The sequence below is a fragment of the Azospira sp. I13 genome (assembly GCF_003112695.1).
Taxonomy (GTDB): Bacteria; Pseudomonadota; Gammaproteobacteria; order Burkholderiales; family Rhodocyclaceae; genus Azospira.
Map to the genome: position 1 here is coordinate 377745 of NZ_BFBP01000002.1, position 14742 is coordinate 392486.

Genomic DNA, 14742 nt, shown 5'->3' on the forward strand with positions numbered 1-14742 from the left:
GATTTCCCCAATTTTTTTCAACCGTTGCTGGCGCTATCGTGGCGCCACTTTTGCATGGAAGGAAGCGCAATGCGCGTTGCCCTGTTTGTCACCTGTCTGGCGGACCTGATGCGGCCCAACGTGGCCTTCGCCGCCCTGAAGCTGCTGAAACTCGCCGGCTGCACCGTGGAAGTGCCGGAGACCCAGACCTGCTGCGGCCAGCCCGCCTACAACTCCGGCGATCGGGCCACCGCCCTGACCCTGGCGCGCAAGGTCATCGACGAATTTTCCGGCTACGAATACGTGGTGCTGCCCTCCGGCTCCTGCGCCGGCATGATCCGCGCCCACTACGAAGAACTGTGCAAGGACGATCCGGCCCTGCTGGTCAAGGCCAAAAAGCTCGCCGCCAGCACCTATGAACTGACCGACTTCCTGGTGAACGTGGCCAAGCTGGAAAGCGTACCTGGCGACTTCGCCGGCAGCATCACCTACCACGACTCCTGTTCCGGCCTGCGGGAACTGGGCATCAAGCAGCAGCCCCGCCAGCTCCTTGGCAAGATGGGCCAGGTGGAAATCAAGGAAATGAGCGAGGCCGAGACCTGCTGCGGCTTCGGCGGCACCTTCTCCCTCAAGTTCGGCGACATTTCCAGCAAGCTGGCCGACAACAAGTGCGAGAACGCCTGCGCCACCGGGGCCGACGCCATCGTCGGCGGCGACCTGGGCTGCCTGCTCAATATCGAAGGCCGCCTGCGCCGCAAGGGCGACCGCAAGACCCAGGTGCTGCACGTGGCCGAAGTGCTGGCCGGCAAACTGGACTGATCCCGCACCCGGCCCGGCGCCTTGCCGGGCCTTCATTCCTTAAAGGTTCTCCATGGAAATTCACTCCAACGACTTCAAGGCCCGGGCCCGGGAGGCGCTGGCCGACCAGGAACTGCAGAAGGCCCTGAAGCTGGTGCAGGTGAAATTCGTGCCCAACCGGGCCGCCGCAGCCGCCGAGTACGGCGACTTCGAGGCCCTGCGCGATGCCGGCCGCGACATCCGCAACCGGGCCCTGGAGAACCTGGACCTGTGGCTGGAGCGCTTCGAGCAGGAAGCCACCCGCCGCGGTGCCCAGGTCCATTGGGCCAAGGACGCGGCCGAGGCCAACGCCATCATCGTGGACATCGCCCACAAGAACGGCGTGAAGAAGGTGGTCAAGTCCAAGTCCATGGTGAGCGAGGAGTGCGGCCTCAACGACGCCCTGGAAGCGGCGGGCGTCACCCCCATCGAGACCGATCTGGGGGAATACATCCTCCAGATCAATGATCACGAGCCACCCTCCCATATCGTCGCTCCGGTGATCCACAAGACCCGGGAGCAGATCACCGAGCTGTTCCACGCCAAGCATCACAAGCCGCGCCAGACCGACATCGGCGCTCTGTGCCGGGAGGCTCGGGAAATCCTGCGGCCCCACTTCCTTTCAGCCGACATGGGCATCTCCGGCGCCAACTTCCTGGTGGCCGAAACCGGCTCCACGGTGATCGTCACCAACGAGGGCAACGGCCGCCTGTGCACCACCGTACCGCGCATCCACGTAGCCCTCACCGGCATCGAGAAGGTGGTGCCGACCCTGGAGGACCTGTCGGTGCTGCTGCGCCTCTTGCCCCGCTCCGCCACGGGCCAGGCCATCACCAACTACGTCTCCATGAATACCGGCGTCGCCGGCAGCGGCGATAGCGACGGCCCCGAGCAGTTCCACATCGTCCTGCTCGATAACGGTCGCTCCCGGGTGCTGGGCTCTGAACTGAAGGAGATGCTGCGCTGCATCCGCTGCGGTGCCTGCATGAACCACTGCCCGGTGTACCAGGCCGTCGGTGGCCATGCCTACGGCTGGGTGTACCCCGGCCCCATGGGCTCGGTGCTGACCCCCAGCTACGCCGGCATGGAACACGCCCACGAACTGCCCCACACCGCCACCGGCTGCGGCCAATGCAGCGCCGTCTGCCCGGTGCGCATCCCCCTGCCGGAGCTGATGCGCAAGGAGCGGGAAATGCAGGTGGACGCCGGCCTGCGGCCCTGGACGGAACGCCTGGCCCTCAAGCTGTGGGGCTGGAGCGCCAGCCAGCCCTGGCTCTACGGCCTGGGCACGGCCATTGCGGCCCGCTTCCTGAAAGGCCTGGGCGGCGAGGAAAAGCTGATCCACCGCCTGCCCCTGGCCGGCGGCTGGACCGACGGGCGGGACTTCCCGGCCCCGGCGGGCAAGACCTTCCGGGAACTGTACCGGGCCAAGAAGGAGTTGCACTGATGAGTTCCCGTGATCTGATCCTCGGCCGCATCCGCGCCTCCATCGGCCGCAGCGGCCCTGCCGATACCAGCGCCGTTGCTGCCCATCTGCAGGCTTCCCCTCGGGGGCCGGCCTCCCAGGGCGACTGGCGCAACAGTCATGAAGGCGTGCTGCAACGCTTCACCGAACGGGCCACGGCCCTTTCCTCCACGGTGGAGCGGGTGGCCTCCTGGGCCGAGGTGCCGGCAGCGGCGGCCGCCTATCTGATCTCCCGCCAATTGCCCACCCGGGCCGTCTGTTGGCCCACCCTGGCGGACCAGCCCTGGGCTGCCGCCGGTCTGGCCGTGGAAGCCCGCCCCTCCCGGGGCGACGATCTGGTGGGCATCACTTCCACCTTCTGTGCCGTGGCCGATACCGGCACCCTGATGCTGCTTTCCGGCGCCGATACGCCGGCAGCCACCAGCCTGCTGCCCGAGACCCACATCGCCGTGGTGCCGGTGGAGCGGGTGGTACCCCTGATGGAAGACGGCTTCGCCCTGCTGCGCAGCGAGAAGGGCGAAGCGCCCCGGGCCACCAATTTCGTTTCCGGCCCCTCCCGCACCGCCGATATCGAGCAGACCGTAACCCTCGGTGCCCACGGCCCTTACCGGGTGCATCTGATTCTGGTCGGCTAAAGTACTGCCACCCAACCTTGCAGCCCGCTGAGGCAGGCAAGGGAAAAAGAAAAAGCCGGCAAATACAACGCCGGCTTTTTCTTTGCTGTCCCGGCCCGGGGCCGGTTCAGGAACCGCCTGACATCACTTCAGGCTGAGAATCCACTTGGCCAGGGTGGCCGCATCGGCTTCGGAGATGGCGGGGTTGGGGGGCATTTCGGCACCGCCCCAGACGCCCTTGCTACCACCACGAATCTTCTTCGCCAGATCGGCTTCGGCCGTCTTCACGCCGGCGTATTTCTGCGCCACGTCCTTGTAGCTGGGGCCCAGCACCTTGGCGTTGACCTGATGGCAGCCAACGCACAGTTTGGCCTTGGCCAGGTCTTCGGAAGCCAGGGCCGGGGTGGCGGACAGGCCGGCGGCCAGGAGCAGGCCGGTAACGATGACAGCGGATTTACTCACTTCATACCTCCAAGTCGTTTGTTGTTATGAGAAAGTCATAGCTTGCCCGGGCTTTGGCGCCCGGGCAAGTCCCGTGGGCACCGGACCCGGCAGCCCGACAAAAGCAAAGGGGCCGCAAAAACGGCCCCTTTGCTTGGCGGAGGCCCCGGCGGCAATCAGCCGGGCTTCCGCAGGAATGAACTCAGCGTTACCCGCTCAGCGCACCTGGGTCTGGGCTTCGTCACCCTGGCGGGCGCGAATGTCGCCGATCTGCCACACCTTTTCGCCGGCAGCCTGCAACAGCTGGATGGCCTGGCGGGCGTGTTCCTGGGCCACCACCACCACCATACCGATACCGCAGTTGAAGACGCGGTGCATTTCGTCATCGCTGACGTTGCCTTCGGTCTGCAGCCAGTCGAACAGCTTGGGACGCTGCCAGGCAGCCTTGTCGAGGATGGCCACGGTATTTTCCGGCAGCACCCGGGGTACGTTCTCGGTCAGGCCGCCGCCGGTGATGTGGGCCATGCCCTTGACCGGCAGGGTCTGCAGCAAGGCCAGCAGGGGCTTCACGTAGATGCGGGTGGGCGCCATCACGGCATCGGCCAGGGTGGCGTCGCCATCGAACTTGGCATTGAGATCGGCACCGGAACGCTCGATGATCTTGCGTACCAGGGAGTAACCATTGGAATGGGCGCCATGGGAGCCCAGGCCCAGCACGACGTCACCGGGAACGATGGACTTGCCGTCGATGAGCTTGCTCTTTTCGGCGGCACCAACGGCGAAGCCGGCCAGGTCGTATTCACCATCCGGGTACATGCCGGGCATTTCGGCGGTTTCGCCACCGATAAGCGCGCAACCAGCCTGTTCGCAGCCGGTGGCGATGCCCTTGATGACGTCGGCGGCCGCATCCACGGTCAGCTTGCCGCAGGCGAAATAGTCGAGGAAGAAGAGGGGCTCGGCACCCTGCACCAGGATGTCGTTCACGCTCATGGCCACCAGGTCGATACCCACGGTGTCATGGCGATTGAGCTGGAAGGCCAGCTTGAGCTTGGTGCCCACGCCGTCGGTACCGGAAACCAGCACCGGCTCCTTGTACTTTTTCGGCACTTCAAAGAGGGCGCCGAAGCCGCCGATACCGGCCAACACGCCTTCGCGCATGGTTTTCTTGGCGAAGGGCTTGATGCGCTCGACGAGCTCGTCGCCGGCATCGATGTCCACGCCGGCATCACGATAGGAAAGGGAAGTCTTGCTGGTGTCTTGGCTCATGGTGGGGAAGGCGCGGCACCCGGGTGATAGAATGGGCGCCAAAAAGCGATTGAAAACACGTATTTTAGCCCAAATGCCCGACCTCCGGCCCGACATCCTCACCCAACGCCTGCAAGCCCTGCTCTGGCTCGGCTTTGCCGGGGGCTGCGCGTGGCTCCTGTTGCGGCTTTCCCCGATTCTCACGCCTTTCCTGCTGGCCGCGATCCTGGCGTACATCGGCAACCCGGCCACCGCCTGGCTGGCCCGGCGGCGCATCCCCCGGGCCCTGGCCGCCCTGCTGGTGATCCTCGGCCTGATCGGTGCCCTGGTGCTGCTGGCCCTGACCCTGGTGCCCCTGCTGCAAAAGGAAAGCGCCCTCATCGCCGACCGGCTACCGGCCGCCCTCTCCCTGTTGCAGAACAAGCTGGACCCGTGGCTGCAAAAGCGTTTCGGTATCGACCTGCCCCTCGACCCGGCCAGTTTCAATGCCCTGCTGCGCAAGAACCAGGAGGCCGCCCAGCAGGTACTGGGCCACGTGCTGACCACCCTGGGCAGTAGCGGCCTGTTGCTGATGGCCTTCGTCGCCAACCTGCTGCTCCTGCCGGTGGTCATGTTCTACCTGCTGAAGGACTGGGACGGCCTGCTGGCCCGGGTGGAAGACCTGATCCCCCGCCGCTTCCATGCCCTCGCCCTGCGCCTGGCCGGCGAGGTGGATGCGGTGCTGGCAGAATTCCTGCGCGGCCAGCTGGCGGTGATGCTGCTCCTGGCGGTCTATTACAGCCTGGGCCTGTGGCTGGCCGGTCTGGAATTCGCGCTGCCCGTGGGCCTGCTCACCGGCCTTCTCATTTTCATCCCCTACGTGGGCTTCGCCTTTGGCCTGGGCCTGGCCCTGCTGGCCGCCGTGCTGCAATTCCAGGGCATGACACCGCTGATCGGCGTGGCAGTGGTCTATGGCGGCGGACAATTGCTCGAAAGCGTCGCCCTCACCCCCTGGTTGGTGGGAGAGCGCATCGGCCTGCACCCGGTGGCGGTGATTTTCGCCCTCATGGCCTTCGGCCAGCTCTTCGGCTTTTTCGGCATCCTCATGGCTTTGCCGGCTTCCGCCGCCCTGCTGGTGGGCCTGCGGGAAATGAAGCGCCAGTACAAGACCAGTTCTTTTTATCTGAATTCCTAAGGACATGCGCTCCCCCATGCGCCAACTGCTGCTGGACCTGATGCCCGAATCCCCGCCCTCCCTGGCCAATTTCGTGCCGGACGGCAATGAAGAAGCCCTGGCGGCCCTGGCCGACTGGTTCTCCGGCGCCCAGCCCCTGTTTCTGCTGTGGGGCGAGGCGGGCAGCGGCAAGAGCCACCTGCTCCAGGCCTCCGGCCTGTTGTATGTGGACGGTGCCGCCGACGCCGACCTGGCGGCCATTCCCCCGGAGACGGACGGGCTGGCGGTGGACAACGTGCAGGCGCTCTCCGATGCTGGCCAGATCGCCCTCTTCAACCACTTCAACCGTCTGCGCCTGGCGGTGGAAAACGGCCTGCCGGGCAAGCTGCTGGTGGCGGCGGAGCAGCCCCCGGCAGCCCTAGCGGTACGGGAAGACCTGCGCACCCGTCTGGGCTCGGCCCTGATCTTCCGCCTGCGCCCCCTTTCCGATGCGGAAAAGCTGGCCGCCCTCTCCGCCCAGGCGGCGGACCGGGGCCTCAAGCTCTCCCGGGAAGCCCTCAACTACCTGATGAACCGCAGCTCCCGGGACATGCGCAACCTGTCGGCCCTGCTGGCCGCCCTGGACCGCTATTCCCTGGAACACCAGCGCCCCATCACCTTGCCCCTGCTGCGGGAAGTCCTGCAGCACGCAGGGGACGGGGCCATCGCAACCCAGGCACCGAAAGCACCATGACTTCTGCAAGCCTCAACCTCGCCCTGTTCGATCTCGACAACACCCTGCTGGCTGGCGACAGCGATTTCGAATGGGCCCAGTTCCTCATCAGCCAGGGCGCCCTGGACGCTGAAATCCACGCCGCCCAGAACGAAAAATTCTACGAGCAGTACAAGGCCGGCAACCTGGACATCTACGAATTCCTCGATTTCCAGCTGAAGCCCCTGGCCCGCCACTCCCGCGCCCAGCTGGATGCCTGGCACGAGGCGTTCATGGCCCGCCACATCCGCCCCATCATGACCGCCAAGGCCCGGGCCAAGGTGCAGGAACACCTGGCGCGGGGCGATCTGGTGCTGCTGGTGACGGCCACCAATGCCTTCGTCACCGGCCCGGTGGCCCGGGAATTCGGTATTCACCACCTCATCGCCACCATCCCGGAGCAGAAGGACGGCCAGTTCACCGGCGGCGTGCGCGGCACCCCTTCCTTCCAGGACGGCAAGATCACCCGGGTCGAGGAATGGCTGGAAGCCCAGGGCCTGGGCTGGGGCTGCTTCGCCGACAGCTGGTTCTACAGCGACTCCCGCAACGACCTGCCGCTGCTGGAAAAGGTCAGCCGCCCCGTGGCGGTGGACCCGGACCCGGTATTGCAGGCCGAAGCGCAAAAGCGCGGCTGGCCGATCATCAGCCTGCGCTGATGCACTCATGCCGCTATAATTCCTTGTTTTTTCAGGCGGCCTGACCGCCAGATTGCCCAAACCCCCTCCATGATCCGCAAACTGATTTCCCGGGTCTTCGGCGCCAAGCCGGCGACATCCCCCCGCAGCCCCCGGGGCGGCAACGATGCCGCCGCCGTCATTCCCGTCAAGAACCACGGCGTCCGCCGCGAACAGCTCAGTTCGGGCGCGCGGCGCACCGTCGAAGGCCTGCAGAAGGCCGGCTACAAGGCCTACGTGGTGGGCGGCGCGGTACGCGACCTGCTGGCCGGCATTCCGCCCAAGGACTTCGACGTGGCCACCAACGCCACGCCGGAGCAGGTGCGGGCCTGCTTCCGCCGTTCCCGCATCATCGGCCGGCGCTTCCAGATCGTGCACGTCATGATGGGGGCCGAAACCCTGGAAGTGACCACCTTCCGCGCCATCCATGCCGACGATGCGCCCACCGATGAACATGGCCGGGTACTGCGGGACAATGTCTTTGGCTCCATGGCCGAGGATGCGGAGCGCCGCGACTTCACGGTGAACGCCCTGTACTACGACCCGGCGGACGAAACCATCCACGACTACCACCATGGCGTGGCCGACCTGAAGCAGAAGACCCTGCGCATGATCGGCGACCCCAAGGTGCGCTACCGGGAAGACCCTGTGCGCATGTTGCGCGCCGTGCGCCTCGGCGCCAAGCTGGGCCTGGCCATCGACCCCACCGCCCGCCGCCCCATCCGCGAAATGTCCGAACTCATCGAGAACGTGCCGCCGGCCCGCCTCTTCGATGAAATGCTCAAGCTGCTGACCTCCGGCTACGCCGTGCGCTGCGTCAAGCAACTGCGGGAAGAAGGCCTGCACCACGGCCTGCTGCCCCTGCTCGACGTCATCCTGGAACAGCCCCTGGGCGAACGCTTCGTCATGCTGGCCCTGGCCAACACCGACGAGCGGGTGCAGGCCGGCAAGCCCACCTCCCCCGGCTTCCTCTTCGCCACCCTGCTCTGGCATGAAGTGCTGGGCCAATGGGAAAAGATCAAGGCCAAGGGCGAGCGCCCCATCCCCGCCCTCTTCGCCGCCATGGACGAGGTGCTGGACGTGCAGGCGGAGAAGCTCGCCATCACCCGCCGCATCGCCGGCGACATCAAGGACATCTGGGCCCTGCAACCTCGTTTCGAAGCCCGTTCCGGCAAGCGCCCCTATGCTCTGCTGGAGCAGCCCCGTTTCAAGGCCGGCTACGATTTCCTGCTGCTGCGCGCCGCCTCCGGCGAAGTGCCCCAGGAACTGGCCGACTGGTGGCGCAACTTCCTCAACAGCGATGGCGACGCCCGCCAGACCCTGCTGCTGCCGCCCCCCAAGGACGAAGCCAAGAAGCGCCGCCGGCGCCGCAAGAAGCCGGCCAACGGCGCCCCCGCTGCCGACGCCTGAGGCAACGGCGGTGCATCGCGCCTTCATCGCCCTGGGCGCCAATCTGGAAGACCCGGCGGCCCAGCTGCGGGCTGCCCTGGCGGCCCTGGGCGCCGAACCAGGCATTGCCCGGGTCCGCCCCTCGTCCCTCTACCGTACCGCCCCTATCGGCGCCGACGGCCCGGACTACGTCAATGCCGTGGCCGAAGTCCTGACGAACCTGTCGCCCCACGCCCTGTTGCAAAGCCTGTTCGCCGTGGAGGCCCGCTTCGGCCGCAGCCGCAGCTATCGCAACGCCCCCCGGACCCTGGACCTGGACCTCCTGCTGCACGGCGAGACGGTGCTGGCGTCGCCGGACCTGACCCTGCCCCACCCCCGCCTGCACCTGCGGGCCTTTGTCCTCGTCCCCCTGGCGGAGATCGCTCCGGACCTGGCCTTGCCGGGTCGCGGCAGCGTTGCCGCCTGGCTACCGGCGGTGGCTAACCAGCGCATCGAGAAGCTATGAATCTGTGGAGTGAACTGCCGGTCCTGTGGAAGACGGTGCTGCTGCTGTCGGCCTCCAACGTCTTCATGACCTTCGCCTGGTACGCCCACCTCAAGAACCTGGCAGACAAGCCCTGGTGGATCGCCGCCCTGGCCTCCTGGGGCATCGCCCTCTTCGAATACCTGCTGCAGGTACCGGCCAATCGCATCGGCCACACCGACCTCTCCCTGGCCCAGCTGAAAATCCTCCAGGAAGCCATCACCCTGACCATTTTCGTACCCTTCGTGGTCTTCTACATGCAGCAGCCCCTCAAGCTGGATTACCTGTGGGCCGGGCTGTGCCTGCTCGGGGCCGTATATTTCATTTTCCGCAGCTAATCCGGTGAGATTTATTTCATATTCGAATATAAGACTTTTTGGATATGATGCCGCCACTTTTCAGCAAACCGAATCCCCTCGCGGGTAGGAGCGAATCAAGTGGCACTCTTTGGAAACAGCCAGCGTCTGCGTGATCTGGAGGCCTCCCTGGCCAGCCTGCGCAGTGAAAACGATAATTTGCGGCAACAGGTCGCCCGCCTCGAAACCGACCAGCAGAATGCACAAACCCAGTGCCAGGCCGCCCAGGCCGTGGCACGGGGCTGGGAAAAGCTGCTGCACAACATGGAACGCTTCGGCAGCAGCCTGGCCAATTCCCAGCAGACCATGGCCCTCATGGCCAATCACCTCAAGGCCGAGAAGGAATCTGCGGTGACGGCCGGCAAGATCACCGCCGACAGCCAGGTGCAGATGCACAACATCAGCGCCAACCTGGGACTGCTCGCCCAGCAATCCCAGGTCACCATGGGCCAGGTGGACGGGCTCAACGCCAGCACCGAGAAAATCGGCAGCATCCTCAACCTGATCAAGGAAATCGCCGACCAGACCAATCTCCTCGCCCTCAACGCCGCCATCGAGGCAGCCCGGGCCGGGGAAGCAGGCCGCGGTTTTGCCGTGGTGGCCGATGAAGTCCGCAAGCTGGCCGAGCGCACGGCCACCGCCACCAACGAAATCTCCGGCCTGGTGGGCGCCATCCGCCGCGACACGGTTTCCGCCCACGGCAGCATCTCCGCCCTGGCCCGGGAGGCGGAAAGCTCCAGCGACCAGGGCCAGCGCGCCACCGAGGATCTGGACAACATCATCGGCCTCTCCAAGGGCATCGAAACCGCCGTCGCCGTCGCCGCCCTGCGCAGCTTTACGGAACTGGCCAAGCTGGACCACCTGGTTTTCAAGTTCGAGGTCTACAAGGTCTTCATGGGCGCCTCCCAGAAGCGCCCCGACGACTTCGCCGCCCACACCGCCTGCCGCCTGGGCAAGTGGTACTACGAGGGCGAAGGCCGGGAATGCTTCTCCCAGCTGGACGGCTACCGGGCCCTGGAAACGCCCCACATCAATGTGCACAAGAGCGGCAAGGAAGCCCTGGAGCGCCTGCGCCTGGGTGACTTCGACGGTGGCGTGGCCCTGCTGGAGCACATGGAGGTGGCCTCCGACGACGTGCTGGCCTGCCTGGAACGCATGGCCCTGGCCGGCGAAGGTGCGCCGGAAATCCTCTGCATGGAACATTGAGCCCCGGCGGCCCCTAGTCATCGGCTGCCGCCTGCCGTACCATAGCTCCGCTGCCGGGCTCGACCCGGCACGTTTTTTTGATCTGCCGCCCGACCATGACGCTCCCTGCCCCTCTCGCCCCCCACCGGCCCGGGCAGGCTGCGGCCGGGCACTTGCCTCCCGCCAGTTTGGGGATAGAATGCGGCGCTCCACTGCACCCATTCGGTGCAACACCTCGGCGGACCGGGATGGCCGCCGACAGCACCCACCGGCAGGCCGAACCAGGCCGGGTGGGCATCGGGAATATGTGAATCGGGGAGAAGAACCCATGTCCAGCCATACCACCACCCGCCGTCTGACCATCACCGATCTGGCCAAGCTCAAGGCCGCCGGCGAGAAAATCGCCATGCTGACCTGCTACGACGCCAGCTTCGCCCGTCTGTGCGACAGTGCCGGCGTGGATACCGTGCTGGTGGGCGATTCCCTGGGCATGGTGGTCCAGGGCCACGATTCCACCCTGCCGGTGACCCTGGCCGACATGGTCTATCACACCGCCATGGTGGCCCGGGGCTGTGACCGCCCCCTGATCATCACCGACATGCCCTTCGGCACCTACCAGGAAACCCCGGGACTGGCCTTCCGCAACGCCGTGCAGCTAATGGCCGCCGGCGCCCAGATGGTCAAGATCGAAGGCGGCGAGGACATGGCCGACACCGTGCGCTTCCTCACCCATCGCGGCATTCCTGTCTGCGGCCACATCGGCCTGACGCCCCAGTCGGTGCACCAGCTGGGCGGCTACCGGGTCCAGGGCAAGGATGAGGCCGGCGCGGCCCAGGTCAAGGCGGACGCCCTGGCCATCCAGGCCGCCGGCGCCAGCATGGTGGTGCTGGAAGCCATTCCCCAGGCCCTGGCCGGCGAAGTCACCGCCCTGCTGCACATTCCCACCATCGGCATCGGCGCCAGCGTCGAATGCTCCGGCCAGGTGCTGGTGCTGCAGGACATGCTCGACATCGCCCCCGGCCGCAAGGCCCGTTTCGTCAAGAATTTCATGGTCGGCCAGCCCTCCGTGGCCGCCGCCATCGCCGCCTATGTGGCAGCGGTGAAGGACTGTACCTTCCCCGCCGCCGAACACTGTTACTGAGTCACCCCAACGACACGGGACCGCCAAGTACGGCCCGGTCTTCAGGAGAAACAGCCATGCAGATCATTTCCCGGGTCGACGACCTGCGCGCCGCCCTTGCCGGCAAGCCCGAGGTGGTATTCGTGCCCACCATGGGCAACCTGCATGAGGGCCACATCAGCCTCATGACCCAGGCTCGCCAGTACGGCCAGACCGTGGTCGCCAGCATTTTCGTGAACCGCCTGCAGTTCGGCCCCAACGAAGATTTCGACAAGTACCCCCGTACCTTCGAAGCCGACTGCGCCAAGCTGGAAGCGGCCGGGGTGGATGTCCTTTTCGCCCCCACCGAGGCCGACCTCTATCCGGAGCCCCAGACCTACCAGGTGGAGCCGCCGGAAATCCAGAACTGGCTGGAGGGCGAATTCCGCCCCGGCCACTTCCGCGGCGTCGCCACCGTGGTGCTGAAGCTGTTCAACATCGTCCAGCCGGACACCGCCCTCTTCGGCAAGAAGGACTACCAGCAGCTCATGGTCCTGCGCAACATGGGCCGCCAGCTGGCCCTGCCCATCCGCATTCTGGGCGGTGAGACGGTGCGGGCCGAGGATGGCCTGGCCCTCTCTTCCCGCAATGGTTACCTGACCCCCGCCGAACGGGCCGAAGCGCCCCGCCTGCAGCGTGAGTTGAACCAGCTGCGGGACGCCATCCGTGCCGGTAACCGGGATTACGCTGCCCTCGAGGCCGCCGCCAGCGCCGCCCTTGACGCTGCGGGCTGGAAGACGGACTATGTTGCGGTGCGACAGCAAAGCGACCTGCAGCCTCCCTCCGGCGCCGACGTACCCCTGGTGGTACTCGCCGCCTCCCGCCTGGGAGCAACGCGACTCATTGATAATCTTGAGATTTAAGACAAAAACTTGGCGTTGACAGACGGCCCTGAGCCGTTAAAATGCCGTTCCCCATTACCTTTTGCCTACGGGTGAAGCCATGCAGAGAACCATGCTCAAGTCCAAGCTCCATCGGGTGACCACCACCCATTCGGAGCTGCATTACGAAGGCTCCTGTGCCATCGACCAGGACCTGCTGGACGCGGCCAACATCAAAGAATACGAACAGATCGACATCTGGAACGTGAACAACGGCGAGCGCTTCACCACTTACGCCATCCTGGCCGAACGTGGATCCGGCGTCATTTCCGTCAACGGTTCCGCTGCCCGCAAGGCCGCGCCCGGGGATATCCTGATCATTGCCACCTTCGCCAGCTACACCGAAGTGGAACTGGCCAAGCACGAGCCCCAGCTGATCTACGTGGATTCCCAGAACCGCATCGCCCGCATCGGCAACAAGATCCCGGCCCAGGCCGCCTGATCTCCTGCCGACGCTGCAGCCACCTCTACGGAGGCGGGCTGCCAGAAAAAAAGCCGCGACTCGTCGCGGCTTTTTCTTTTCGGCGTAAGCCATTGCAGCATCCGTAGCACCACCCGAATGGCATCGGGCATGCAGGCGCCTGACGGGCTCCGACAGGGGGCCGATCCGGCCGCCTGTTGGCTACAAAGCTCAGTTCTCGCTGGCTGCCGGCTTGCTGCCCCGCTTGGCTGGCGCGCGGCGGGCCTTGGGCTTGGCCGCGGCTTCGGCCACAGGCGCCGCTGCTGCTTTGGGTGCCGTCTTGGTTTCAGGCTTCGTTTCAGCCTTGGACTCGGCCTTGGGCTCAGCCTTCGTAGCAGCCGCAGCCTTGCTCGGCGCCTTCTTGGCGGCGGCGATCTCCTGGGCTGCCGCGGTCTTGCGAGCCCGGGTACGGGCGCCACTACGGGCACCGGAGGACGGCGCCCGGGTAGCAGGTTTGGCCACGACCGAAGCTGCGCCGGCGGTCTCACCGGCTGCCACGGCAGCAACAGCAGGCGATGCATCCGCCGCCACGACACCGGGTGCGGCAGTCACAGTGGCTGGGGCGGCCGGAATGACCGGCTCGACGGCTGCCTCTTGCGACCGCGGTCCATCCTTCACCCCATTCTCCCTGGCACCATCGCGACCGCGACCACGGCGACGCTTGTCGCCCCGGCCTTCCCGGGCCGGTGTTTCGGCAGCTTCCCCGACCGATTCCCGGGCCGCTTCGGGCTGCACGGCCTCATCTCGTACCGCCGCTTCCCGGGCAGGGGCTGAGGCCTGCACCACGGGCTGGGGCTGGCTGCCCGGGCGGGCCACGTAGGCACCGGATTTTTCATCCCGGCCAAAGGCCAGCAGGCCCCGACCCTGGGCTTCTTCCAGCAGATTGCCGAAGGCGCGGAAGCCGTAGTAGGACTCGTTGAATCCCGGGTTGCGGCGCTTGATGGCTTCCTTCAGCACCGAGGCCCACAGCTTCTCGGTGTCGCTACGTTCGGCCATGAGATCCTCGAAGGTGGCCATGGCCAGCTCGATGCCCTTGGTGCGGCGGGCATCCTGGTCGTCCTTGCGCTTCTTCTCGTCTTCTGGCGAACGGCGGGGCGCCGCTTCCTTGGCCGGGTCCTTGCGGTTGGCGGCAGCCCGCTTGGCTTCCCGGTCCCGCACCAGATCGTCGTAGAAGATGAACTCGTCGCAGTTGGCAATGAGCAGGTCGGAGGTGGACTGCTTCACACCGACGCCGATCACATGCTTGGCGTTCTCCCGCAGCTTGGAGACCAGGGGAGAAAAGTCGGAATCGCCGGAGATGATGACGAAGGTGTCCACATGGGACTTGGTGTAGCAGAGGTCCAGGGCATCCACCACCAGGCGGATGTCGGCGGAGTTCTTGCCGGATTGGCGCACGTGGGGAATTTCGATCAGCTCGAAATTGGCCTCGTGCATGGTGGCCTTGAAGGTCTTGTAACGATCCCAGTCGCAATAGGCCTTCTTGACGACGATGGAACCTTTCACCAGCAGGCGCTCCAGCACCGGCTTGATGTCGAACTTTTCGTATTGGGCGTCACGCACGCCCAGGGCGATGTTCTCGAAGTCGCAGAACAGGGCCATGCTGACGGTGTCGGCAGGAGCTGCCATGGGG

16 protein-coding genes are annotated in these 14742 nt (G+C 65.9%); 13 read left to right on the top strand and 3 right to left on the bottom strand.

Translation table 11 applies throughout. The annotated features are described in order from the left end of the window. The first annotated feature begins 69 nt into the window (after positions 1 to 69). Genes AZSI13_RS01820 through AZSI13_RS01830 form a run of 3 tightly spaced genes read left to right on the top strand, consistent with a single transcriptional unit; the run spans position 70 to position 2916 of the window. A complete protein-coding gene (locus AZSI13_RS01820) occupies positions 70 to 798 on the top strand; it encodes a (Fe-S)-binding protein (RefSeq protein ID WP_109039474.1) in 729 nt (242 codons plus the stop codon). 52 nt (positions 799 to 850) lie between these two features. Beyond that, positions 851 to 2263: a LutB/LldF family L-lactate oxidation iron-sulfur protein gene (locus AZSI13_RS01825; protein ID WP_109039475.1), complete on the top strand. Its 1413-nt coding sequence runs from the start codon at positions 851 to 853 to the stop codon at positions 2261 to 2263. After that, the gene (locus AZSI13_RS01830) at positions 2263 to 2916 is read left to right on the top strand and encodes a lactate utilization protein C (protein ID WP_109039476.1); all 654 of its coding nucleotides are present in this window, start codon (positions 2263 to 2265) and stop codon (positions 2914 to 2916) included. Before AZSI13_RS01825 ends, AZSI13_RS01830 begins: the two co-directional genes overlap by 1 nt. 123 nt (positions 2917 to 3039) lie before the next feature. Here AZSI13_RS01830 and AZSI13_RS01835 read toward each other — a convergent pair whose 3' ends face one another. Further along, positions 3040 to 3357 carry a c-type cytochrome gene (locus AZSI13_RS01835; protein WP_109039477.1) on the bottom strand — a complete coding sequence of 106 codons (318 nt, stop codon included), beginning with the start codon at positions 3355 to 3357 and terminating at the stop codon, positions 3040 to 3042. A gap of 195 nt (positions 3358 to 3552) precedes the next feature. Continuing rightward, positions 3553 to 4602 carry a phosphoribosylformylglycinamidine cyclo-ligase gene (purM, locus tag AZSI13_RS01840; RefSeq protein ID WP_109039478.1) on the bottom strand — a complete coding sequence of 350 codons (1050 nt, stop codon included), beginning with the start codon at positions 4600 to 4602 and terminating at the stop codon, positions 3553 to 3555. A gap of 73 nt (positions 4603 to 4675) precedes the next feature. Here purM and AZSI13_RS01845 point away from each other — a divergent pair, with 73 nt between their 5' ends. From AZSI13_RS01845 to panD, 10 genes are all read left to right on the top strand, one after another. Beyond that, positions 4676 to 5755, top strand: a complete 1080-nt coding sequence (locus AZSI13_RS01845) for an AI-2E family transporter (RefSeq protein WP_235609593.1) — start codon at positions 4676 to 4678, stop codon at positions 5753 to 5755. A 16-nt stretch (positions 5756 to 5771) separates the two neighbouring features. Continuing rightward, positions 5772 to 6467, top strand: coding sequence for a DnaA regulatory inactivator Hda (gene hda / locus AZSI13_RS01850; protein WP_235609594.1), 696 nt, complete (start codon positions 5772 to 5774; stop codon positions 6465 to 6467). Then, positions 6464 to 7141, top strand: a complete 678-nt coding sequence (locus AZSI13_RS01855; RefSeq protein ID WP_109039481.1) for an HAD family phosphatase — start codon at positions 6464 to 6466, stop codon at positions 7139 to 7141. Before hda ends, AZSI13_RS01855 begins: the two co-directional genes overlap by 4 nt. A 69-nt stretch (positions 7142 to 7210) precedes the next feature. Further along, the gene (pcnB, locus tag AZSI13_RS01860) at positions 7211 to 8569 is read left to right on the top strand and encodes a polynucleotide adenylyltransferase PcnB (protein ID WP_109039482.1); all 1359 of its coding nucleotides are present in this window, start codon (positions 7211 to 7213) and stop codon (positions 8567 to 8569) included. A gap of 10 nt (positions 8570 to 8579) precedes the next feature. Beyond that, a complete protein-coding gene (gene folK, locus AZSI13_RS01865; protein ID WP_109039483.1) occupies positions 8580 to 9053 on the top strand; it encodes a 2-amino-4-hydroxy-6-hydroxymethyldihydropteridine diphosphokinase in 474 nt (157 codons plus the stop codon). Further along, positions 9050 to 9409, top strand: coding sequence for a DMT family protein (locus AZSI13_RS01870; protein ID WP_109039484.1), 360 nt, complete (start codon positions 9050 to 9052; stop codon positions 9407 to 9409). Before folK ends, AZSI13_RS01870 begins: the two co-directional genes overlap by 4 nt. 99 nt (positions 9410 to 9508) lie before the next feature. Beyond that, positions 9509 to 10633: a methyl-accepting chemotaxis protein gene (locus tag AZSI13_RS18285; protein WP_109039485.1), complete on the top strand. Its 1125-nt coding sequence runs from the start codon at positions 9509 to 9511 to the stop codon at positions 10631 to 10633. Between the two features lie 307 nt (positions 10634 to 10940). Further along, positions 10941 to 11753 carry a 3-methyl-2-oxobutanoate hydroxymethyltransferase gene (gene panB / locus AZSI13_RS01880; protein WP_109039486.1) on the top strand — a complete coding sequence of 271 codons (813 nt, stop codon included), beginning with the start codon at positions 10941 to 10943 and terminating at the stop codon, positions 11751 to 11753. Between the two features lie 56 nt (positions 11754 to 11809). Then, positions 11810 to 12634, top strand: coding sequence for a pantoate--beta-alanine ligase (gene panC / locus AZSI13_RS01885; RefSeq protein WP_109039487.1), 825 nt, complete (start codon positions 11810 to 11812; stop codon positions 12632 to 12634). Positions 12635 to 12713: 79 nt separating this feature from the next. Then, positions 12714 to 13094, top strand: coding sequence for an aspartate 1-decarboxylase (panD, locus tag AZSI13_RS01890; protein ID WP_109039488.1), 381 nt, complete (start codon positions 12714 to 12716; stop codon positions 13092 to 13094). 189 nt (positions 13095 to 13283) lie between these two features. On the opposite strand, the gene AZSI13_RS01895 is transcribed toward panD, so the two are convergent. Continuing rightward, positions 13284 to 14738: an NYN domain-containing protein gene (locus tag AZSI13_RS01895; protein WP_109039489.1), complete on the bottom strand. Its 1455-nt coding sequence runs from the start codon at positions 14736 to 14738 to the stop codon at positions 13284 to 13286. Between the last annotated feature and the right edge of the window lie 4 nt (positions 14739 to 14742).